Source organism: Sediminicoccus sp. KRV36, assembly GCF_023243115.1.
Taxonomy (GTDB): domain Bacteria; phylum Pseudomonadota; class Alphaproteobacteria; order Acetobacterales; family Acetobacteraceae; genus Roseococcus.
Genome location: NZ_CP085081.1, coordinates 4450717 through 4473412 on the forward strand (window position 1 = coordinate 4450717; position 22696 = coordinate 4473412).

Consider the following 22696-nt stretch of genomic DNA (forward strand, 5'->3'; position numbering starts at 1 on the left):
CGATGGCGCAAGCCCATCAATAGGCGTTGCGGCCTCGCGCCATGGCCAGGATGGTCCGGATCAGGATCAGCAGGTCGAGACCAATGGTCGAGTTGTGGATGTACCAGAGATCATGCTCGACGCGGCGCTGCAGCTTTTCAAGCGTATCCGTCTCCCCGCGCCAGCCATTGACCTGCGCCCATCCGGTCATGCCCGGCCGTATCCGGTGCCGGGCTGAATAGATCGCGACGGCCTGCTCGAAGCGCAGCCCCCCCACATGCGTCTGCAAGGCATGGGGGCGCGGCCCGACCAGCGACATGTCGCCAAAGATCACATTCACCAGCTGTGGCAACTCATCAATGTTCAATCGGCGCAGGATCGCCCCCACGCGCGTCACCCGCGGATCATTGCGCGTTGTCTGCACACAGCCGGCCGCATCGGCGCAGTCATGATACATGGTCCGAAATTTCAGCATGGTGAACTGACGTTCCCCGACCCCCACCCGGCGCTGGAGGAAGAAAATCGGGCCTGGCGAGTCGAGCTTGATCGCGATGGCGGTCGCGATCAGGACGGGCATCAGCAACAGCAACAGCAGCGGAGCCAGAATCAGATCTTCGATCCGCTTGAGTGTTCGCGCCCAAATCGGCGGCGGCGGGGCGCAAATCACGACCATCGGCACTTGTGAACGCGTATCGATCTGCTGCATCGGCATGCCGTGCAGCGCCAGATCCGGAACCAGCTTCAGCGCGATCGGCAGCGGCGCCAGCAGACGCGTCACCTCCTCCAGGGCGACGCCCTGCGACATCCGCCAGGAGAGCAGCACGCAGTCGGCATGCAGCCGCTCGACCCCGGCCGAGGCAGCGTCATCGAGGACGAGAACCGGCAACCCATCGAGCATTGCCGGCGCCGCCTGGCCCGGCATCACGATGAAGCCAACAATCGCCATGCCCGCCGCTTCATTCCTCGCCAGGGTGCTCGCCAGTCTTCGGGCCTCATTGTCGCTGCCGAATATCAGCGCACGGGAGGCTGCGCGTGCCCGCAGGCCCGTGTGCCGGCACAGGGCCATCAGCCCCGTACGGGTGACCAGAACCAGAGCTGGCGCAAGAAAAAGCAGAAGTATCAGGCCGTTCCGCTCGCTCAGCGTCGCGTTCAGATCACCGAAAACAACGCCGACGATACCGGGGGAGGCGATGTCGACCAGAAAAGGCAACAATGCCATCAGGCCACATGTTTGCAGCCATGCCCCGAACACCGCACCCGCCGGGAGGTCGTGAAACATTGCGATTTCATCATTATACAGGCCGCGCGCATTTGCAACGAACGAGAACAGCAAGGCCAGGCCAACCATGACCACCGGCCTGAAACCTTCGAACCAATGCCCTGGATCGCCCGCAATCGCCCGAGCCAGCACCTCAGCCAGGAGGACAGCCGCTATGTCGCCGCCCCGAAACAGGGCCTGCATATGGAGGCGAGGACGCGCCGACTGTGGGAAAACGCAGTCAGCGCGGCCAAATTCGCTCCAGGGTCTGCCAAGCGTCGGTTCGGACATCTTTGACACTCTGCTTTTTGCGTGCTGGCCAGTCTGAGATTAAATCCTACGCATAAATTCATCCCAACCGACTGTGTCCAGCTCATTGCGAGGGCATTCCTTAAAATTATCGCATACTTGCTCAGTTACAAAGCGATTTATGTCGTGCTTTCATAATAACGATTGCGACCATGATGGCGCGGGGTGTCGAACGGGGCATTCGTCGCGGGAGAAGGCTCATGGCACTGCCGACCAGTTTCCCCGATCCGAACTCCATGCCGGCGGCGCCGAAACCCAGCGTGGGGCGGCTCTCGATCCTCGGAACGCGGGGCATTCCCGCCGCCCATGGAGGCTTCGAGACATTCGCGGAGCGGCTGGCCCTGCATCTCGTGGCGCGTGGCTGGCAGGTCACTGTCGCATGCCAATCACAGGGTCAGGGCCCGCATCCTGCCGCATGGCAGGGTGTGAACCTCACCCACTACACGCCCTGGACCGGCGGAGCCCTGGGCACGATGGAGACGGATCTGCGCGCCACGCTCGGCGCCCTGCGGCAGAGCGACCTCGTGCTGACCCTGGGCTACAACACGGCCGTCTTCGGATTGCTGGCGCGCGCAGCCCGCATTCCGCATCTGATCAACATGGACGGGATCGAATGGCGCCGGGAGAAGTGGTCACGCCCCGTCAAGGCCTGGTTCTGGCTGAATGAACGCATCGCGCGGTTCGCCGCGGACCACATGATCGCGGACCATCCAGCCATAGCCGCCCATCTGTCACGCCACACCCCGGATGAGCGCATCACGGTCATTCCCTACGGCGCCGACGCCCTGGTGACCGCCGATCCCGCGCCTTTGGCCAAGCTCGGCCTGGCAGGAAGACGCTACGCGACATTCATCGCGCGGCCTGAACCCGAGAATGGTCTGCTGGACGTCGTTGCCGCCTTCTCGCAGAAGCCGCGTGGCATGGATTTGGTCGTGCTCGGTCAGTTGGAGCGGAGCCCGTACCATCAGGCGGTGCGCGCGGCCGCCTCCGCCGAAGTCTGCTTCGCGGGAGCCATCTATGACCCGGCGACGATCCGCGCGTTGCGCGCGCATACGTCGCTGCATGTACACGGCCACCGTGTGGGCGGCACGAATCCCTCCCTGGTTGAGGCGCTTGGGGCGGGGAACCCGATCTTGGCCCATGACAACCGATTCAACCGCTGGGTGGCGGGACCGGAGATGGCCTATTTCTCCGATGTGCAAGACTGTGCCGAAGCGTTCAGCCGTCTGCTGGCGCCAGATGCGGATCTCACCCCGCTCGCCACGGCGGCCCGGGCACGCCACGCCGAGGCCTTCACCTGGCCTGCGGTGCTGGACGCCTACGAAGACCTGCTGACGAGTTGGCTGCCGTCTGTCCGCCGCGGGATCAAGCCCGCGCCAAGGCCAGTGCCGGCAACGGATTGACAGGCAAGGCCCGCAGCCACGCGAGAAGCCCCAGAAACAAGAGCACCCCCATCAGTGCCGAGACCGGGCCTGGCAGCGGCGCAAAGCACATCAGGATCGCGGGCAGCGCCGCCAGCAGGAAGCGCCGCCACCATACCGGCTCCAGTCCGCGCCCGACGGCCCGCCGCGCCATCACGAGGTTGACGGTGAGCTGCACCACTTCGGACACCAGCGTGGCGAGGGCGGCTCCCTCTATGCCGATCCACGGCACCAGCAGCCAGGACAATGCCGCGGTGACCAGCAGCGCCAACAGCATGTTCCAGACCGAATAGCCAATCGGTGCCACGCTCAGCACCAGGGCGAAGACCGTCAGATTGACGAATGCGAGCCCGATGCGCCAGCCGAACAAGGCCAGCGTGGCTGATGCCGGCGCGAAGGCATCGCCATAGACCAACGTCAGCACCGGTGCCGCGAAACCGATGGCCAGCAGGCCAACCACGAGCGAGCACGTCGCGATCAGCCGCATCATCGCATCAAAGCCCAGAAGCAGCCTTTCCCGGTCGTTGGCGAGGGCGGTGAAGATCGCCATCAAGGGGGTCAGCACCGTGACCACAACCGCAATCCCCAGATCGATGAAACGTCCGGCCGCCCCATAGAGGCCCAGCATCTCGGGTGTGCCAAGCTCCGCCACGACGAACAGATCGATGCGGGACGACAGCGCTGCGATCAACGCCGACAGTGCCATGGGCAGGACGGCGCGCACGACCACGGCAATGCCGGCCAGGCTCACGGCGTTGAACGCTGGCCGCATCAGCACCACGGTCAGCGCAAGTCCAGCCGCGCCATACAGCACGCCCGCACTGACATAGGCCAGCACCGCCATCGGCAATGGATCCGGCCACAAAAGCGCCGCGAGCGTTGTCGCGATCGCCACCACGGTAAAGCCAGCCGCGACAAGCAGCGACAGCCAGGGCCGCCCGATCACCTGGAACACGGGGTCGAAAAAGCGCGCTGCCAGAAGCGGCAGCGCCGGCATGCAGATCAGCAGCACCGCACGCACCGGGTCAGGAGCAAGCAGGGCGACCGCGATCGCCGCGACGCCACTTGCCAGCAGTCCCAGGATCAGCCGCAGAACCAGGAAGTTGGCCAGGTATTCGCGCCGCTTGTCGCCCGTCATCACCAGGTCACGCGCAAGGATGGGCGTCATGCCGAGGTCAGCGAGGCTGCAGGCGACCGAGAGGGTGGTCACGGCCCAGGCATATGCCCCAAGCTGCTCAGGCCCCAACAGCCGCGCCAGCAGCACGAACACGATGGCCCCGGTCAGTATGTACAGGATGCGGCTGATCGCCTGCGCGCCGACGTTTTTGCCGTAGTTCATCGTGCGGTCAGCCAGTGCAGCCAATCCAGAACGAACTTGGCAAGGTTGCGTTCGGTCGTCCTTGCTGGGGGCACAGGCGCGCCGTCAGGTCTGGATGGGTGGCATGGAGGTGATGCAGCGGCATCAGCACGCTGAAACGCGCGTTGAATGCCAGAAACGCCTCAACCAGATACTGCTCATTCCAGAAGAAGCGGTAGTGACGGATCAATTCCTCCGGGTAGTTGCGCGGGGTGAACACGTCATGGATATGCACCAGGACACCGGGCCGGAGCCGACCGAGCCAATGGAGGATTTCCGTCAGGACGTCGCCTTGCGGCCGGATCATGTGCGAACTGTCGATGAACAGGATATCACCGGCTTCGAGCGCATCGATCAAGGCGAGGTCAGCGGCCTCCGCGGTCTGCCGCACCAGGGAGACCGGCAACTCGGCGAGCCAGGGGTTTTCATACGGTTCAATGCAGGTGTGAACGCAGGTGTCTGCGCCCTCGGCGGTGTTCATCGCGGCCGCGCGCAAGGCAACCAAAGTGGACATGCCGCAGCCGACCTCAAGAATTCGGCGCGGACGGTGCCGTCGGATCATGCCATGCAGCACCAGCGCGTCGAGCGGGCCGAACATGGTACTGTCCCAGTGATAGGCCGGCGGGCCGGAGGGCGGTGCCTCAAAGGGCACGTCCTGCAGTTCGGCGATGGGCGCGAGGTCTTCCAGCAGCGCCGCCGCCGCGGCCAGATCAAGCTGAATGCCGGGAAGGTCACGCGGTTCATCCAGCGGGTGGCGCAGCCGGCTCATGTTGATGAGAGGCTCGTAATAGTGGTCCACCAATGGATAGAGCCCTATCCGGTCGAGGACCCGCATCGCACGCGGGGCCTGGGGCGGCGTCAACCGCCGCACCATCATGAGCGTCTGGGCTGCGGCCCACACCGCCGGCGTAATCAAGAAGTCGATGACTGGCGCAGCGCGGTGCAAGGCTCTGCCCGTCCATGACATGCTAACGACCCCCTTTGCCCGTCTGCGGAAGTAGTGCTCTGTATCCTGGCCAAGTGTCGGCCAATTGGTTCAACCACTGGCACTTCGATTCCTGGTTGCTACTTGATGTAGGCTAACGCTAGCATTCGCTTATAGAAGTTGCGACAGGCGTACGAAATTTTATTGGGGCCGCATGAGCGATTGGGCGACGACGCGCGCAGCAATGACTGCCGATCAGGCGCGCCTTGCGCTCATCTTGGGTCGCTCGCCGCGTTTGCATGCCGGACTCTGGGCACTGCGCATCTACCGCCTCGGCCGCTGGCTGCACCAACGGAACCATAAGGCAGCGGCGCGGTTTCTATGGGCGCTGAACCTGCTTCTGACGGGCGCGGACCTCGGATGCGCTGAAGTGATCGGCGCAGGCTGCGTGATCCTGGACCCGCGCGGTGTCATTATCTATGGCACGGTCGGTCCAGATTGCACGGTGGGGCGGGGCAGCGGCATCGGCGGGTTGCTGCGCGGCGCACTGCCGCCTCCGGGGGGGCGCGGATTGCATCCTCACCTCGGCGCCCGCTGCATTCTGGGGCGCCATTCACTGGTCCTTGGCGGGACCGTCATCGGCGATGATTGCACGCTCGGCGAAGGGTGCACCGTGCTGACCGACCTTCCCGCCGGCAGCAGCATCACGGCTCGGCCGGCTGCATGGAAGGCGATGCGGATCGGGCTTCATCGCCGGCCACGCCCCGACCTGGCCGGCGCGAAGACCCTGGGCGGCGTGATCCGCACCGACGTGGCGCGCTGCGTCACCGAGAACTCGGGCAGTGATGAGCGGGTCGGGTTTCTGCGCTTCTGGGGCCATCTGATCCTGCCGGCGGTACAGGCATTGGTGCTGTTCCGGCTGAGTCATGCGCTGCATGCCCGGGGCTGGCGGCGAAGCTCGGTCCTGCTGACGCGGCTCAATGCCGCCGTCTATGGGGTCCTGATCCACCCTGCCAGCGAAATCGGCCCGGGGCTCTTCATTCCGCATACCATCGGCGTGCGCTTCTGTGGCCGGGCCGGGCCGCTGCTTTCGATGTTTCCGCAGAGCGCCGTGGGCCCAGAGACCTGGCCTGAACTGGGGGCCGAATTGCCGGCGGATGTCCCGTTGCTCGGGGCCGATGTCGGGGTCGGGGCGCAAGCCAGCGTGGTGGGAAGCGTGCGGGTCGGCGACCTCGTGCTGGTCGGCGTGAAGGTGAACCTCACGCGGGATATTGCCGATGGTCTAACCGCCGTTCCGCAACGAAACTGGTCGTATCTGGCCAAGAATGCCGACGCTTCCGCCGCTCTCACGGGCATGGAGCCAGAGGCAGCCGATTAGGCCCAGCTGGGCGGCTACGAGTTGCGAAACGGCCAGGCTGAGCTTGAACCCCGGATCCACCATGCCGTGTCCCAGATGCGCCAGCAGACCCGCGAAGGCCGCAACCGCCAGGCCCTGAGCGACGCGATCTCCCGTCGTGGTAAAGGCCAGCCAGCCGGCAGCGCCGAACATCATCACATGAACCGCAAAGCCGACCAGCCCAGTCTCGGTCAGGATCAGCAGATGCAGATTGTGCACGACGTGGTCACCGCCGGGGAAGACCCGCGAATAGCTGGTGAGGTCATAGGCCGTGAAGCTGACGGCGAAGTTGTTCAGCCCGACACCCAAGACCGGAAACTGCGCGAAGATGCTCAGCGCCGCCTGCGCCAACGGCCAGCGATGCGCGACGCTCCCGGCATCGTCGCCGAAGATGCGTCGCTCGATCAACGGCCAGAGCCAGATCATCGCGACAGCCAGCGAAATCGTGAGCACGATCAGCACAATCGCAGTCCGCAACGATATCACCCGCCGACCCAGAATGCGCAGGGTGACGAAGGCTACGCTGACCGGCACCGTCATCCAGGCGGCGCGCGAATAGGCCGCGACCATTCCGGCCGCCGCTGCCAGGGTCGCCGCCGCCGCCACCAGTCGCGTCAGGTTTTGCCGCGCGAGGTAGAACATGGCCAGCATGACCGGAAAGGTGATCTCGAAGAAATAGGCGAGCATATTCGCGTCGCCAATCGTCCCGGTTGGGCGCGCCACCTGGACCGAAGCGATGCGATAGTTGAGGAGCTTCGCCTCACCGAGCACGCCCAGGCCGAGTTCGCGCCCCGTGGCGAACTGCACGGCGGCCAGCCCCGCCTGGATCATCACGCTGACCGCCAGGACCCAAAGGTAGATGATCAATTCGCGGCGGGTCAGGTTCGTCATGACCGTGGTGATCAGCAGCAACCCCGCGAGGCGGATCATCTCAAGCCAGGTGAGCGCCGGGTAGAGCGCATTGGAGAGGGACAGCATCCCCGACGCCATGAAAAGCAACTGCGGCCAGAGCAGAAGCGGCACCAGGCGCAACGGCCGCGGCCGACCGACCAGGCGTGTCTCCAGCAGCCAACACAGGATGTATCCCGCGGCCGCGATCTGTGCGAGGGACGCAGTCACCGCCAGCGCGCCTCCGACAAACGGCGCATAGCGCCCCTGCAACTCGGTGTGGTGCAGGAAGGAGATGCTCAAGCCAATGGAAAGGCCGAGTGACAAAGCGGCCACCAGCACCATCCGGACACGGGCCAGGCTGCCCAGCAGCGCCAGCCCCACCAGGCCGGCGAGGGCCGCGAGGGCCGCTATCATGTAGCGGGCTTCAAGCTGCCCAAGCACCACCGCAAGTGGCACGCAGATGGCCCCGGCCCCGAGTGCCGCGGCGAAGCCGAGTGCCCCGCGCAGCCTTGGCGTATCGGCCTGGGCGGAGTTCATGCGGATGTCATCCCGCCGGTCGCGGCGCCAGACGCCAGGCGTGACCGGCGAAACGCCACATCGCCCTCGCCCGGTCCCGCGCCGCTGCACCACCCGGGCGCATGGCCAACAACCGGTAGGCGCCCGCACGAAGCGCGAAGCCTGCCGCCAGTATCGGGCGCAACAGACTGAGGCTGCGTTCTCCGTTCAACGAACAATGCAGCCAGACGAGATTATCGAGCCAGCGTGTCGAGGCGCTGCCACCCTGGGTGCCGCCCTGCAGATGGAGCACGCGGGTATGCGGGAGATAGGCCACACCGAAGCCCGCCGCCCGCAGCCGGCACCCCCATTCCACATCCTCGGCGTACATGAAGAAGCGCGGGTCCAATCCACCAACCAGACGCATTGCGGCCATGCGGACCAGCATGCAGGCGCCGCAGATCCAATCCACGGCAACGGGCCCGGGACCCAGCGCATCAGGCCGCACCAAAAACACGCCATGGACGTGGCGAGGCAGGAATTGCGTGATGCCAAGCGCATGCATGGAGAGGGATGCGAAACTCGGGCGCCACCCGGCATCCCCGACCTGATGCCGCCCATCTTCGTGAACCAGCCGGCAGCCAGCCGCGGCTAGGTTCGGGTCCGCTTCGAGGCAGGCGACGAGGGAAGCCAGGCTGTCAGCGGCGGTTGCGAAAGCGTCAGGGTTCAGCAGCAATGCGTAGCGGCCCCGTACCTGTGCCAGGGCCTGGTTGTTGGCCGATGCAAAGCCGGCATTTTCGGGGTTGGCGATGATCCGCACTTCGGGAAATGCGGCCGCGACGGCAGCCACGGTGCCATCGGCCGAAGCATTATCGACCAGGATGACCTCCCGCGCGCCCGGCAAGTCTGTGGCAGCGAGTTGACGCAGACAGCGAAGAGCGAGGTCGCGGCAGTTCCATGTGACGATGATGACGCTCACAACCGGGTCATCCTCGCCCGGCGTCACGCCTCCCTCCGGACCAGTGCCATGACCCAAGGGTTGAAGCCCGTCGCCAGCAGGGGCTTGGGCAGGTAGCGCACATAGGCACGCGCCAGGGCGCCAAACGGCACCGGAACCCGGGCGTAATTGGCCAATCCATGCACCGACAGGCCCTCGATCCGGCAGGGCAGCCCCTCCAGGTAGCGCCGCACATCGTCGTAGCCCCACAGGAAATAAGGCCCCCAGGGCTTGTGGATCGACACGCCGACCTTGGCGCTCAGCCAGCGTTCGGCGTTGGAGGCGCCAGCATCGAGCGCATGCGCCGTATCGACCGGGAATGCCTTGTTTGGGCCACCCAGCAAAAGATGCCCGCCAGGTGCGACGACCCGGAACAATTCGCGCACCCACTGCTCGCGGATCACATGATAATCGGCCCGGCGTGTGGCGTGGCCGTCTTCGGTTCCCACATGCTCAAGGACACCGAAGCTGAAGACGCAATCGAAACTTCCATCCGCGAAGGGCAGTTCCAGCCGTAGCGGGTCGGTGACGACGAAACGGTCGGTTGACCGGCCCGCCGCAGCCCAGATCGGGGTCTGCTCCAGCAAGTCAAAGCCGTAGGTGTCATAGCCCAACTCAAGCAGGCTCTGAACCATCGCGCCGACCCCGCATCCGGCATCGAGAAGGCGCTTTGCGCCAAGTCGGTCCAGGATTGGGCGGAGGTAGCGATTAACCTTGCCGGCGTTTTCACGCTCCTGATCTTCGGCATAGCCTTCGATCAAACTCTGATAGACAATTTCCTGGTTCGCCGGAATCATGGCGGCAAAGCCATCGCGCGTGATGGCGACGCGTTCGCGTTGAATTAGGCTCGACATATGTGTTCAAACATGTTTTGCACCATTTGTCGGAAGACTGCGAAACTAATATTTGCTCGTTTAGTTTAGCAACCGCTGCGATCGCCAACAATGGCGAACCGATATGAAGGGGACAGTGGCTACCGATGCGAGGGCTCTTGCGAGGGTTACCTGGACGGATCGTAACCCGCGCCCTGGCGTTTGCCTCCCCGCGAGGCCTTGATGATCGGGCGTCCCCCTCCACGGCTGCCAGCCCTGGCCCCGGCTTCCGTGTTCTGGACGCGCTGCGCCCTGTCGGCGAACGCGGCCCCACATTCAGCCCTGCATCCGATGAAGCCGCACCGGACGGCCTGCGCGAAATCTTCACGCCGAGCCGGCCCCGCGCCCTGGGGCCGCTGTTCATCGGGCGGGAGGGTGAGTTGAAGCGGCTCATCGCGGCGATCGAGGAAGAGAGGGCACATGTGGTGCTCTATGGTGACCGCGGTCGCGGCAAGACCAGCCTTGCCAACGCCTTCGCCAATCTGGCAACCGAGGCCGGATGCATCACCGTGCGCCGCGCCTGCAGCGCCGATACGACCTATGAGCGTTTGTTTCGCGGCCTGCTGGCCGCGCTGCCGCCGCGGCTTCTCGAAGCTGGTGCCACGGGCAACGCCGCGACCCTGCTGCCGGAGGGTCCCTTCGGCCCGGAGGATGTCGCTGATGTTCTGGCGCGCTTGCGTGGCGGCCACGTCGTCCTGGTGATTGACGAATTCGACCGTGCCGAAAGTTCTGCCCTGCGTAACGCAATGGCCGAAACGATCAAGAGTTTGTCGGATCAGGCGTTGCCGGTGACGCTGCTGCTCGTCGGCGTGGCCGGCAGTCTCGACGGGCTGCTCGGGCATCAACCCTCGATCCAGCGCAACATTCTCGCCATCCACGTGCCGCCCATGCGGGACGAGGAAGTCGCCCGCCTGATTGCCACGGGCGCCAAGGCCGCCGGCCTCGCCTTCACCGCCGACGCCACGGCCCAGGTGGTGCGGCTGGCGCGTGGCATGCCCTATTATGCCCATCTGCTGTGCCTGTTCGCAGCACGCGTCGCCAAGCTGCGTGGATCGCAAGACGTGATGGCGCAGGATGTCGCAGCCGCCATTCTTGAAGCCTTCCGCAAGCAAGAACCGGAGTTGAGCGGCGCGCATGCCCGCGCGCTGGTCTTCCCAGGTGCCGCCAAGGCGCTGCGCGCTGCGGCCGAAGCGCCGCGCGACTGGGACGACCGCTTCGCCGAGTCGGCACTGCCGCCAGAGGCCGCACCCATCCTCGCCGCCCTGGCCACGCCCGAGCATGGTCCCATCCTGATCGGCTCACAGACTCCGGGGGGGCTGCGCTATGCCTTTGCGCAGCCCGCCTTCGCGCATCAAGTGCTGTTCCTCACTGCGATTGCCGGAAGCGTCCAGCCCGCCCCGGCCGAACTCGCCCCAGGTTGTTCGCATGATCAGTAAAGCCACTCCGGGCCTGCGGGCCCTGCATCTATGCTGCCTCTTCCTGCTGGCGCTGGCGGGTTGCACGCCCAGCCGCTCCTTTGACCAGGTGCGCGGTGGGGCGCCCGTCTTTACCGAGGATGCCGACCCTGCCGTGCGCGATGCCGCCGCCGCCGATCTGTCGGCTGCCATGGCGCGCGGTACCCGCAACTGGCGCTTGCGGCCGGGTGATACGATTGAGGTCATGTACGCCATCAACCGGCGCCCCAGCGGGCGCGAATACCGCATCGGCGTGGGTGACCAGATTGACGTCGTGTTCCAACATCACCCTGCGCTGAACCGCGTGCATACCGTTCGGCCGGATGGGCGGATCGCGCTGGCCATGCGCGGTGAGATCATGGCAGCAGGCATGCGCCCGGCCGACCTCGGCCAAGCGATCGCCCAGCGCTACAGCAACGAGTACCTCAATCCGACTTCGACCGTGCACGTCGTGCGCGCGACGGATGAAGCCGAGTTGTTCATGAACATGATCGCGGGCACCGCAGCACCCCGCGCGCAATCGCTGGCCATAGCGCCGGATGGTACCATCGTGCTGCCAATGCTCCAGTCGATCCCGGTCAGTGGCCTGACGGTTGATGAGGTATCCGAACGCGCATCCGCCGCCTATCGTCAAAGGATCAGCGGGGTCTCAACCTCCGTCCGGCTCGCGGCAACAACCAACCAGCAGGTGTTTGTGTTCGGTGAGGTGCAGCGTCCTGGTCCGCAGCCGGCAACGCCCACGCGGTCCATCCTGCAACTCGTCGCGGCCAGCGGTGGGCCGACGGAATTCGCTGCGTTGGATCAGGTGCGGCTGCTCTACTGGGATGAAGCGGGCCAGGGACGGCTGCGTGTCGTCAACCTCAACAACGTCCTGCAACGCCTGGCACTGGATGAGGATATGGCCGTGCCGCCTGGCTCGGTTGTGTACGTCCCGCCAAGCCAGCTTGCGCAGGCGGGGCGCCTGGTGGACCAGGTCCTCCGACGCCTCTTCCTTTTCACCGGAACGAGCGGCAGTGCCGGCATCATATTCGAAGCCAGCCGGATCAACCTGCTGGGCGGGCGGTCGCAATGAGCAGCGTCGGGTTGCGCCCGCAGATGCCACTGCCGCCCGAATTGGCCCCGGCGCGCCGCACGATCGAAATCGACGCACCGATCATCCTGCCGGGCGTCTCGCTGCATGACATATTGCGAACCTTGCTCCGCCGGCGATGGCCCATGTTTGGCATCATGCTGGGCGCGGTGCTGTGTTCGCTTGTCTATCTGTTCCTCGAGTCATCCACCTACGTCGCAAGCACGAGGGTCCTGGTTCGGGTCGGACGGGAAAAACTCTCCACAGTCACCTTTCCGCAGGTGAATGCTTCCAACTTCATGTTCACGGAGCGGCCGGAAAACGTGAACGACGAAGTCGAAATCATGCGCAGCCCCGCGGTCCTGCAACGTGCCTATCCGATCCTGCGCGAAAGGCTGGAGGAGCTGGCCGCCGCCGCCCCGCCGCCCAGCCTGCTTCGGCAAATGATCGCTGAAGCCAAAGCTCTCGGGAAATCCGCGGCACGCCTTGCGGCGTGGCCCCTGCGCGTCATCACGGGACGGCGGGACCTGTCACCGGAGGAGGCCCTCTTCGAGACCATCGCCCGCTCACTGGTCGCGGCACCCGTAAGGGAAACCAACGTCTTCGGTGTGAGCTTCAGCTGGAGCGACCCGCATTTCGCGGCGTTCGGGCTGAACACGGTCCTTGCCGCCTTCATCCAGGAACATATCCGGGTCCAGTCATCGGCCGCGCAGGCGGTGGAATTCTACCGCGAGCGGGAAGCGATCGCCGTCGGTGAGTTGCGGGAATTGGAGGCCACGATGGAGGCCACGGGGCGCGCCGCCGGCGTCGCGGACCCCTTGGCGGAAAAGCAGGTGGTCATCTCCCTGCTCACCGGCTTGGAGCGCGATCTGTCCCAGGCGCGGATCGCCGAAGATCAGACGACCCGCCGCGCTGCGGAATTGCGCCGCCAGGCGGAGATCGGCACGGAATGGCCATCAACGCCCGGCGTGCCGCAGGTCCAACTGGTGCAGCTCTCCGATATTGACGCGCGCTATGCGGAAATCTCCGGTCGGCGAAATGCCGCATTGACCCAGTTGCGCCCGACTTCGCGCGAGGTACGCGACCTGGAGCAGCAGATCGCGGACCTTCGCCGGCAGAAATACGCTGCCCTGATCGGCTATCTTGAGGACCGCATCGCGACCGAGCAGGAGGTGCAGGTCGCGGCCCGGGAACGCATCGCCGAGGCTCATGCCCGCCAGGCAAGCCTGCAGGCCATCGAGGCCCGGTTCATCGCCACGCAAAGCCGTCGGGATCAGTTGCTGCTGCGGATCCGCGAATACAGACAGCAGATAGACTACCTCCAACTTCTGCGGGCGCTCGATGCGGATGATCAGTCCAGCGTGCGTGTGCTCTCGCCGGCAATGCCGCCCCTGACGCCGAGTTGGCCACGGGCCAGCCTCCTGCTGGGGCTCGCGCTGGGCTGCGGCGTTCTTCTGGCGGTGGCGTATGCCGTATTTGCGGAGTTCTTTGATCGGACGGTTTCGACCGAACGGGATGTGGAACGGGTGCTCAGTCTGCCGGTGGTAGCGCGCCTGCCTGAAGTTGCGCGATAGCCGTGCCCACCCCCTCCCCTCTGCCCGGTCCCGCCGCCCTGACAAAGGCCCACAGACGCCAGCAGCCACCCGTGCTGGAGGAAAGTGCGCTGATGTCCCTGGCGGTCGGCATCGCCACCGGCACATATGACCGCGCGCCATTCGTGGCCCTGGTCGCCAGCCACCGGCGCGAGGGAACAACGACGGTCGCGGTCAACCTGGCGCGCACCCTGGAGAGCGGCTTGCGCCGCACCGTCGCGATTGTGGATGCCAACTTCGCCGCGCCGGCGCTTGCCACTCACTATGGGCTGCCAGATGGCCCGGGGCTGCATGAGGTGCTTCGCGGCGAAGCATCCCTGGGCCGGGCCCTTCATGTCTCGGCCCAAGGTCAGATCGCGGTGCTGCCCGCGGGGGCCGGAACCGCGACAGATCAGGGCGGGTTGTTCGCCTCGGGCGGAATTGTGGCCCTCTGCCAACAAATTCGGCGAGAGGGGTTCGAGTTTTGCCTGATCGACTGCCCTGCCGTCCTGCCCCACCCCGAGTCCGCGGTGCTGGCCGGGCAATCCGGTGCGGCGTTTCTGGTCTTGCGGGCGGAGCACACGCGGTGGGATGCCATGCGCGAATCGATGGCGATCCTGCAGGCGGGAGGTGCGCCGGTGCGCGGCGCGCTCCTCAACCGGTACCGTCGGCACCTACCACAATTCCTGGATCGGTGGCTGTGATGTGGATGGACGCAAAGGACGCGATGCAGTGAGCCGGCCTCTGCGCATTGGCGTGATCTCGACCGTGAATTTGCCGACGCCGCCCGTCGGCTATGGCGGGATCGAGCGCGTCGTATACGCCTTCGTGGAGGAACTGACCCGCCAGGGTCATCACGTCACGATGTTTGCCCGTCCAAACAGCTATTGTTCCGGGGAGACCATCGAAGTCGCGGGATATGGTCAATCCCGCGCAGTCAGCGGCGGCCGCCACCGGCTTGATGAGGAAGCGCTGGCTGAGGCCGTCGAGGCCTATGTCGGGCGAGAGAAGCTGGACGTCCTGCACGACTGGTCGCTTGAGAATATTTTCGTCAACCGCAGGCCCGATGCGCTGCCCTTTGTCGTCTCGACATGCGTGCCGCAGGCGCCAAGCTATGCGCAGCGCAACGTCATTGCAGACAGCGCCGCCCATGCCGCGACGCTGAAGGGCGGGACCGCGCCTTTCGTGCATTTCGGCATTGACGTCAGCAAGGTGCCGTGGTCGCCAACGGGCGGCAGCCGGCTGGTTCAGGTCGCGAAGATCTCCTGGTACAAGGGCCAGCACATTGCGATGCTTGCCGCCGCGCTGGCCCGCAGGCCGCTGGATGTGATCGGCAACGAGGAGGGCAGGCGCTATGGCCGCTTCCTGGTGCGGCCCTTGGCGGCGCTGCTGCCCAATGTCCGATTGCTTGGTGAGACGCGGGATGTCGAGGGCGTCCTGGCCGGTGCTCGCGCGCTGGTGCTGGCGCCGCGCTGGTTTGAAACCTACCCGCTGGTTTCCATGCAGGCGCTGTGTGCCGGGACACCGGTCGTGGCGCTGGACAGTGGCGGATTGGATGAGCAGATCCGTCATGGTGAAAATGGCTTTCTGGCCCGGAATGTCTTCGAGCTGGCGCGCGCGATGCGCGATGTGGATCAGATCTCACGCGAGCGCTGCCGTGAAATGGCCATGGAGCAATTCGACGTTCGCCATATGGTGAGACGGTATCTGGAGTTTTATGCGCGCGTGATGGACGGGGAGACGTGGTGACAGCCTTCCGGCACGAACGCTGTGAGACCACCAAGTGCGCGTAACGGCTTCTGTAGCAGGAGAGCAGGAAGGCGTTTTTTTCTGATCGGACGCGGCGCTTCGTCTTGCATCCATTCAAGGGGTGCAGGATCAGGTCACTCTGCGGATGCGGTGCTGTCGGCCCACATCCGCCGTTGCCGCTCCCGCTTCCTGCTCCTTCAAAATCCCGATGATCTGCTCATTGCTGAACCTGGTTGGCGTCATTCTGGCGTCCCTCGCTGGAGCGGACTCCATCGAAAAGCGGCGCCATTTCAAGGGAGCCCGTCAGTGCCTGTGCGGTTTCGGGGTTTGCAACGCAAAACGCCCCGACGTTTCTGTCGGGGCGTTGTGTGTGTGCGAGTTGGGATGGATGCAGGGACAGGGTTCGGCTTAGAGAGAACACGATCGGGCTGATCATGTCCGGCTTCCATTGCCAAGGGCAGGGTTGCCAAGCTTCTTCCCCGCTGCGCTGAGCAGCAGCCCCCCATCTGATCCGCCAATTCTAACGTGCCCCTTCGCGGTTCGACGCGTCTGGCTGCCGCCACCCGTGCCGTAGCCTCCTCCGCCAGAGCCGCCGCGCCCGCAATAGGCTGGGCCGATCAGATCGGAATGCAGCCGCGCGCAGCCCGCGGGCTGCGCCCATGCCATGGTCTTTTGCGCTCACAGGTGGTTTCGGCTTGCGTGATCCTCGGCTGTCGTTCCACGCTGGGCCCACGCCATGATGCGACCGCATCGCCGTGCTCGTGAATGAGGAAGCGCCGCTTGCCCATCCAACGCCGCCACCTCCCGCTGATCGCCGCACCCGGCCTGCTCTCCGCCGCAGGCCAGCAGGCCATGGCGCAGGATCCGCGGCGCGTGATCCGCTCGGTTCCCATCGGCGATCTGCGCGCGCTCGACCCGATCTGGACCACCACCTACCTCACGCGCAACCACGGTTACCTGGTGTGGGACACGCTCTTCGCGATGGACGCGCAGAACCGGCCCCAGCCGCAGATGGTGGGGGAGTTCGGCGTCAGCGGCGACCAGCGCGAATGGAGTTTCCGCCTGCGCGAGGGCCTTCTCTGGCATGATGGCGCGCCCGTCACGGCAGCCGATTGCGTCGCCTCGATCCGCCGCTGGGGCGCGCGCGATGGCATGGGCCGTGCCCTGATGCGCGTGACCGAAAGCCTGGAAGCGCGGGACGCCCGGAGCTTCGTGCTGAAGCTCTCCCGCCCGGTGGGTTTCGTGCTGGAGGCGCTGGGCAAGATCGACAGCAACGTGCCCTTCATGATGCCGGAGCGCCTGGCCCGCACCAACCCGAATGCGGCGATCACCGAGGTCATCGGCTCCGGCCCCTTCCGCTTCCAGCGTGACCAATGGAACCCCAGCGCGCGCGTCGTCTATGAGCGCTTCCGCGATTATGTGCCGCGCAACGAGCCGCCCAGCCAGGCCGCCGGCGGCAAGGTCGTGAAGTTCGACCGGCTGGAGAGCCTCTATACCCCCGATGCCGCGACGGCCGCCAATGGCCTGCTTACCGGCGAGTTCGACCTGCTGGAAAGCCCCGCACCTGATCTCGTGCCGCGCATGGCCCGGGCGCGCGATGTCGTCGTCACGCCGAATGATCCGCTGGGCTACACGCTCTTCATCGTGATGAACCATCTCCATCCGCCCTTCGACAAGGTGGAAGCACGCCGCGCGCTGATGTCGGTGATCAACCAGCGGGACTACATGATCGCCACCGTGGGCACCGAGATTCCCTCCCGCGAATGCGGCGCCAGCTTCGGTTGCGCGGGGGATGAGCCGGCGCAATTCGACACTCTGGGCTGGCCGCGCATGACCGAAGCCCAGGCGCGCGAGGCCTTTCGCGCCTCCGGCTATGATGGCCGCCCCATCGTGGTGATGAACCCGGCCGACAATGCCACCCTCAGCCCCTCCGCCCTGCTCACCGCGGATGCGCTGCGGCGGCTTGGCGCGAATGTGGACCTGGTCGCGATGGATTGGAGCGGCCTCGTGCAGCGGCGTGCCTCGCGCAATGCGCCGGCGCAGGGTGGCTGGAACCTCTTCGCCACCAACGCCACCATCACGGGCATCCAGAATCCCCTGCTCAATGTCTTCATCGGCAATTGCGACAGCGCCTGGTTCGGCTGGCCTTGCGATGCGCGCATCGCAGGGCTGAACGATGCCTGGACCTTCGAGGAAGATGCCGGCAAGCGCCGCGACATCCTCAAGCAGCTGGAGCGCGTGCATATCGAGAATGTGACGAACATTCCGCTCGGCCAGTATCGCAGCGTGATCGCGCATCGCCGCAACCTGCGCGGCCTGCTGCCGGGCCCAGCGTTGTTCTACTGGAACCTGGAGAAGGCCTGATGCACGCCCCCCTCCTCCTGCGGAGCTTGGCCTCGGCCATGCCGATGAATCGCCGCCAGCTTCTCGCCCTCACCTGTACCCCTGCCCTCACCCCCAGCGCGGCCCAGGCGCAAGGCTGGGCGCCGGAACGGCCGATCCGCATGGTGGTGCCCTTCCCGCCCGGCGGCGCCACCGATGTCTGGGCACGTATGACGGCCGAGGGGCTGCAGCAGCGCCTGGGCCAGCCGGTCGTCATCGACAACCGGCCCGGCGCGGGCGGCATGCTGGGGGCCGAGGCGGTGATGCGCGCCGCACCCGATGGATACACGCTACTTTTTACCATCACCTCGCTCGTACAATCGCCGGTGGTGATGCGGCGCTTCCCCTATGATCCCGTGGAGGATTTCGCACCTCTCGGCCGCCTGGGCAGCAACGCCAATGTCTGGGTGGTCGGCCCCGCCGTACCGGCCGAGGTCACGACGATGGAACAATTCACCAGTTGGGGGCGCGGGCGCGAACTCTCCTTCGGCTCCTGGGCCAATGGATCCACCGGCCACGCATTTGGCCTGATGCTGGCCGAGGAAGCGGGGCTGCGCATGGCGCATGTCGCCTATCGGGGCGAGGCGCCTGGCGTGCAGGACCTGCTGGCCGGCAATATCCATGGTGGCTGGCATTCCATCGCGGCCGTGGGCGAGCTGATCCGTGCCGGCCGGCTGCGGCCGCTCGGCAGCACCGGCACGCGCCGCCTGCCCTCCTTGCCCGAGGTGCGGATGATGCGCGAGATCGGCTTTTCCGACCGCTTCGCCTTTGAAGGATTTTCCGGCCTGCTCGGCCCGCGCGGACTGCCCACGCCGATCATCGAACGCTACGCCTCCACCTTCGCGCAGATGGCGCAGGATGCCGAAGTGCAGCGCCGCCTGATCGCGATGGACACCTTCCCCGGCTATCTCGGCCCCGAGGATTTCCGCCGCTTCATCGCCGAAAGCCTGACGCGCTGGCGCGAGATCAGCGAGCGGCTGGGCTTGCAGGCCGATGGCTGAACCGCATCACCCGCCCGCCAGGCGCTGATCCGCTTCCAGCAGGGCCGCGCTGCGCTCCGCCACTGGCCCATGGCCGCCGCCGCCGCCGGTCCACATCTCCAGCACATCACCCGCTTGCAGCGTGAGGTCATCCTTGGAGCGCACGGTGATCACCTCCTCACCGCGCCGCACCAGGCAGCCGCCCAGCGCGCCCGGCTCGCCGCCCGCCAACCCCTCGGCCGCTACGCGGAAGCGGTCGGTGTAGATCGCCAGCCGCACGCCATCGGCCAGGATGCGGTAGCGCCGGAGCGAGCCATTGCCGCCGCGATGTCGTCCCTGCCCGCCCGTGCCCGGCAGCAGGCGATAGGCCTCGATGCGGAAGAAATCGTGGTCGGCGTCAATCGCCTCGACCGGGACATTGGTGCAGTTGGAAAGCGGGCCCGCCAGCGCATCCGCGCCATCCCCCTCGGCCGAGGCGCCGAAGCCGCCATCGCGCAGCTCGATGAAGACCCGGTAGCGGCCATCCTTGAGGTGGCTGAGGCAGAAGGAGGTGGTGGTGTCGAAGCCCGTCGCCACCGCGCGCTCGGGGATGGCCTGGCCCAGCGCCTTCAGCACCGCGTCATAGGCGCGGTAGGTCGCCTCCATCCGCGCCCGCACCGGGGCGGGGAAGCGCGGGTTGAGCAAGGTGCCCTCCGGCACGGTGATCGTCACCGCCTGGGCCGCGCCCTCGTTGAAGGGCACGTCGTCACTGGTCAGGAAGGATTTCAGCGCGGCCAGCGTGCCGGAAACGACGGAGGCATAGGGCGCGTTCATATGCGTGCGGACCTGCGGGGCCGTGCCGCTGAAATCCACGCTCAGCGCATCGCCGGCGACGGTGACGGCGGCGCGCACGCGCAAGGGGCCGGAGCCCACGCCGTCATCATCCACGAAATCCTCACCGATATAGGTGCCATCCGGCAGGGCGCGGACGGCGGCACGCACGCGGCGCTCCACATAGCTGATCTGCCCGGCCATCGCGGCCTCCACCGTGGCCGCGCCGTAGCGCGCGCAGAGTTCGCGCATGCGGGCGATGCCGGTGAAGCAGGCGGCAAATTGGCTGTCGATATCGCCCAGCGTCTGGTCGGGCACGCGGATATTGGCGCCGACCAGGCCGCGCAGATTGCCCGCCTGCCAGTCCCGCGCGAAATTGTAGCGCGCCGGCGGCAGGATCAGCCCCTCGCCATAAAGATCGGTCGAGGAGGCGTTCAGCCCTGGCGCGCCACCGCCGACATCCAGGTGATGCGCCACGGCCGCGGCATAGGCGATGATGCGCCCCTCCACGAAGGCCGGCATGAAGATGAGGATATCCTGCAGGTGATGCGCGCCGCGATAGGGATGGTTGGTGATGTAAAAATCACCCTCCTCCAACAATTCCGGCGGGCAGGCGGCCATGCAGTGCCGCAGCGTGATGGAGAGCGAGCCCACCAGCACGGGGATCAGCTCATCGCTTTGCGCCACGGCGGCGCCACTCGCATCCATGATGCCGGTCGAGGCATCCTTGCCGTCACGCACGATGGGCGAGAAGGCGGAGCGATAGAGCTTCGCTCCCATCTCCCGCGCGGCCGACATCAGCGCCTGGCCGATCACGGCCTGGTCGGCCGGGCTGATGGCCATCATGCGTCCCTCGTCATCATCAGATTGCCGGTAGAATCCTCTTCCGCCGTCCAGCCGGGCGGCACCCAGATGCTGGCCGTGCTGTCCTCGATCAGCAGCGGCCCAGCGCAGGGGGCGTGCAGGCGGCGCGCGCCCCCGAGACCGGGCAGGCCTGCGCGCGTCACATGCAGGCCGGCGCGGTAGGAGATGATTTCCACCGCCCGCCGCCCCGTATCCGCCGGGGCGCGGTAGATGCGTTCATGCGCCGCGCTGAAGCCCGCGAGCAGCAGCGCCTCATCCAGACTGTCCAGGGCCGAGGGCTCCAGCGACACGGCGATCTCAAAGGCCTGGCCCACCAGCCGCATGTCGAGCGTGATCTCGAAGCGACGCTCGCCCTGGACGCCGTAGCTGTCAAAGCGCGCATCCAGCTCCGCGCGCAGGGCGGCCATCTCCGCCCGCACCGCCTCGGCGCAGCCGGATGCCACCACGCGGCGACGGGTGCGCGCGGCAAAGAGGCTGTGATCGGCCGCCAGCAGCCCATAGGCCGAGAGCACGCCGGCACCGGGGGGCACCAGCACCCGCGTCATGCCCAGCTCCTCCGCCACCGCCGCCGCATGCAGCGGCCCCGCGCCACCATAGGGCACCAGCACATGCTGCCGCGGATCGCGCCCGCGCTCGGTGGAAACCAGCCGCACAGCGGCGACGACATTGGCGACGGCGATGCGCACCACGCTCTCGGCCGTGGCCTCGATGGAGAGGCCCAGCGTCGCGGCCAGCGGCGCGAAGGCGGCGCGCGCCGCGGCGCCATCCATGATCAACCCGCCCGCGAGCTGCTTGCCCGCCGGGATGCGCCCCGCGATGACCTGAGCATCGGTCAGCGTCGGCCGCGTGCCGCCGCGCCCATAGGCGGCCGGCCCGGGATCGGCCCCGGCGCTGCGTGGCCCGACCCGCAGCAACCCGCCCTCATCCACCCAGGCGAGCGAGCCGCCGCCCGCCCCCACCGTGGTGATGTCCAGCATGGGCATCTGCACCACCAGCCCATCCACCATGGCCTCGCGCGCCAGGCCGGGACGCCCGGCCTCGATCAACGCCACATCAGCACTGGTGCCGCCGATATCGAGGGTGATGATGTCCTGCACACCCGAAAGCCCGGCCTGGCGCGCGGCACCCATGACACCGGCGGCGGGGCCCGAGAGCAGCGCGGTCACGGCATTGCGCCGCATGGCGACGGCCGGCACGCGCCCGCCATTGGATTGCATGACCGAGAAATCGCCGGTGAAGCCCTGCTCGGCCAGGTGCCGCTCCATCCGGCCCAGATAGGCATCCAGCACCGGCTGCACATAGGCCGAAAGTGCCGTGGTGCTCGCGCGCTCATACTCACGGAATTCCTGCGTCACCTCATGCGAGCAGGTGACGGGCAATCCTGGGGCAAGGCGACGGACGAGGGCGGCCAGCGCCTGCTCATGCGCCGGATTGGCATAGGCGTTGAGCAGGCAGATTGCCACCGCGCCGATGGAGGCGCCGGCCAGAAGTGCCCCGATGCGCGCCTCGGCGGCCGCGAGGTCGAGGGGCAGGATCACGCTGCCATCAGCCAGCACGCGCTCCGGCATCTCGATGGAATCCTCGCGCGCCACGAGCGGCACGGGCTTGCGGTAGCGCAGGTCGAACAGCCGCAGCTTGTCCTGCCGGCCGAGGATCAGCACGTCGCGGAAACCCTCGGTCACCAGCAGGGCGAGGCGCGCGCCCCGGCGCTCCAGCACCGCATTGGTCGCGACGGTGGAGCCGTGGACGAATTCGCCCACCGTGGCGGCAGCGATGCCGGCGGCCGCCAGCGCGTGGAAGGCGGCCTCATCCGGCCGGGCGGGTGTGCTGGGCACCTTGGCCACCTGCACGCCATCCGGGCCGATGGCGACCAGGTCCGTGAAGGTGCCGCCGATTTCAACGCCAACCGAAAGCATC

General features: G+C 66.5%; 18 protein-coding genes and 1 pseudogene. 9 read left to right on the plus strand and 10 right to left on the minus strand.

From position 1 onward, the window contains the following. Positions 1–16: 16 nt before the first annotated feature. The gene (locus LHU95_RS21175) at positions 17–1528 is read right to left on the minus strand and encodes an exopolysaccharide biosynthesis polyprenyl glycosylphosphotransferase (RefSeq protein WP_248708943.1); all 1512 of its coding nucleotides are present in this window, start codon (positions 1526–1528) and stop codon (positions 17–19) included. Between the two features lie 218 nt (positions 1529–1746). Here LHU95_RS21175 and LHU95_RS21180 point away from each other — a divergent pair, with 218 nt between their 5' ends. Next, positions 1747–2949: a glycosyltransferase gene (locus tag LHU95_RS21180; protein WP_248708944.1), complete on the plus strand. Its 1203-nt coding sequence runs from the start codon at positions 1747–1749 to the stop codon at positions 2947–2949. Here LHU95_RS21180 and LHU95_RS21185 read toward each other — a convergent pair. Both LHU95_RS21185 and LHU95_RS21190 read right to left on the minus strand, forming a co-directional pair. Beyond that, the gene (locus LHU95_RS21185; protein WP_248708945.1) at positions 2912–4306 is read right to left on the minus strand and encodes an oligosaccharide flippase family protein; all 1395 of its coding nucleotides are present in this window, start codon (positions 4304–4306) and stop codon (positions 2912–2914) included. The two genes, LHU95_RS21180 and LHU95_RS21185, sit on opposite strands and share 38 nt — an antisense overlap. Positions 4307–4313: 7 nt before the next feature. Beyond that, on the minus strand, positions 4314–5291 hold the full coding sequence (locus LHU95_RS21190; protein WP_248708946.1) for a class I SAM-dependent methyltransferase: 978 nt from the start codon (positions 5289–5291) through the stop codon (positions 4314–4316). A 172-nt stretch (positions 5292–5463) separates the two neighbouring features. Here LHU95_RS21190 and LHU95_RS21195 point away from each other — a divergent pair, with 172 nt between their 5' ends. Beyond that, the gene (locus tag LHU95_RS21195) at positions 5464–6627 is read left to right on the plus strand and encodes a hypothetical protein (RefSeq protein ID WP_248708947.1); all 1164 of its coding nucleotides are present in this window, start codon (positions 5464–5466) and stop codon (positions 6625–6627) included. Here LHU95_RS21195 and LHU95_RS21200 read toward each other — a convergent pair. Genes LHU95_RS21200 through LHU95_RS21210 form a run of 3 tightly spaced genes read right to left on the minus strand, consistent with a single transcriptional unit; the run spans position 6532 to position 9882 of the window. Beyond that, the gene (locus LHU95_RS21200) at positions 6532–8073 is read right to left on the minus strand and encodes an O-antigen ligase family protein (RefSeq protein WP_248708948.1); all 1542 of its coding nucleotides are present in this window, start codon (positions 8071–8073) and stop codon (positions 6532–6534) included. The two genes, LHU95_RS21195 and LHU95_RS21200, sit on opposite strands and share 96 nt — an antisense overlap. Before the next feature lie 7 nt (positions 8074–8080). Beyond that, complete coding sequence (locus tag LHU95_RS21205; RefSeq protein WP_248708949.1) at positions 8081–9010, minus strand: glycosyltransferase family 2 protein; 930 nt, start codon at positions 9008–9010, stop codon at positions 8081–8083. Positions 9011–9033: 23 nt separating this feature from the next. Next, the gene (locus tag LHU95_RS21210) at positions 9034–9882 is read right to left on the minus strand and encodes a class I SAM-dependent methyltransferase (RefSeq protein ID WP_248708950.1); all 849 of its coding nucleotides are present in this window, start codon (positions 9880–9882) and stop codon (positions 9034–9036) included. Positions 9883–10280: 398 nt separating this feature from the next. On the opposite strand from LHU95_RS21210, the gene LHU95_RS21215 reads away from it, so the two are divergent. From LHU95_RS21215 to LHU95_RS21235, 5 genes are all read left to right on the plus strand, one after another. Continuing rightward, positions 10281–11336 (plus strand): ATP-binding protein, encoded by a 1056-nt coding sequence (locus LHU95_RS21215; RefSeq protein WP_248708951.1) that lies wholly within the window; start codon positions 10281–10283, stop codon positions 11334–11336. Then, complete coding sequence (locus LHU95_RS21220; RefSeq protein WP_248708952.1) at positions 11326–12426, plus strand: polysaccharide biosynthesis/export family protein; 1101 nt, start codon at positions 11326–11328, stop codon at positions 12424–12426. Before LHU95_RS21215 ends, LHU95_RS21220 begins: the two co-directional genes overlap by 11 nt. Then, entirely contained in the window at positions 12423–13997 is a 1575-nt protein-coding gene (locus tag LHU95_RS21225) for a Wzz/FepE/Etk N-terminal domain-containing protein (RefSeq protein ID WP_248708953.1), read from the plus strand. Before LHU95_RS21220 ends, LHU95_RS21225 begins: the two co-directional genes overlap by 4 nt. A gap of 92 nt (positions 13998–14089) precedes the next feature. Continuing rightward, complete coding sequence (locus LHU95_RS21230) at positions 14090–14698, plus strand: CpsD/CapB family tyrosine-protein kinase (RefSeq protein ID WP_248708954.1); 609 nt, start codon at positions 14090–14092, stop codon at positions 14696–14698. Between the two features lie 28 nt (positions 14699–14726). Next, on the plus strand, positions 14727–15743 hold the full coding sequence (locus LHU95_RS21235) for a glycosyltransferase (protein ID WP_248708955.1): 1017 nt from the start codon (positions 14727–14729) through the stop codon (positions 15741–15743). Positions 15744–15887: 144 nt separating this feature from the next. Here LHU95_RS21235 and LHU95_RS21240 read toward each other — a convergent pair. Both LHU95_RS21240 and LHU95_RS21245 read right to left on the minus strand, forming a co-directional pair. Next, positions 15888–15986 (minus strand): annotated as a pseudogene (locus LHU95_RS21240) (transposase); the annotation flags it as partial. Continuing rightward, on the minus strand, positions 15961–16179 hold the full coding sequence (locus LHU95_RS21245; RefSeq protein ID WP_248711639.1) for a hypothetical protein: 219 nt from the start codon (positions 16177–16179) through the stop codon (positions 15961–15963). The pseudogene LHU95_RS21240 and the gene LHU95_RS21245, both read right to left, overlap by 26 nt. A 344-nt stretch (positions 16180–16523) precedes the next feature. On the opposite strand from LHU95_RS21245, the gene LHU95_RS21250 reads away from it, so the two are divergent. Together LHU95_RS21250 and LHU95_RS21255 are read left to right on the plus strand one after the other, a co-directional pair. Beyond that, positions 16524–18107 carry an ABC transporter substrate-binding protein gene (locus tag LHU95_RS21250; protein WP_248708956.1) on the plus strand — a complete coding sequence of 528 codons (1584 nt, stop codon included), beginning with the start codon at positions 16524–16526 and terminating at the stop codon, positions 18105–18107. Beyond that, on the plus strand, positions 18107–19126 hold the full coding sequence (locus LHU95_RS21255) for a tripartite tricarboxylate transporter substrate binding protein (RefSeq protein WP_248708957.1): 1020 nt from the start codon (positions 18107–18109) through the stop codon (positions 19124–19126). Before LHU95_RS21250 ends, LHU95_RS21255 begins: the two co-directional genes overlap by 1 nt. Before the next feature lie 6 nt (positions 19127–19132). Here LHU95_RS21255 and LHU95_RS21260 read toward each other — a convergent pair whose 3' ends face one another. Further along, a complete protein-coding gene (locus tag LHU95_RS21260; RefSeq protein WP_248708958.1) occupies positions 19133–20761 on the minus strand; it encodes a hydantoinase B/oxoprolinase family protein in 1629 nt (542 codons plus the stop codon). Continuing rightward, positions 20758–22695, minus strand: a complete 1938-nt coding sequence (locus tag LHU95_RS21265; protein ID WP_248708959.1) for a hydantoinase/oxoprolinase family protein — start codon at positions 22693–22695, stop codon at positions 20758–20760. Before LHU95_RS21265 ends, LHU95_RS21260 begins: the two co-directional genes overlap by 4 nt. Position 22696: the final 1 nt, after the last annotated feature.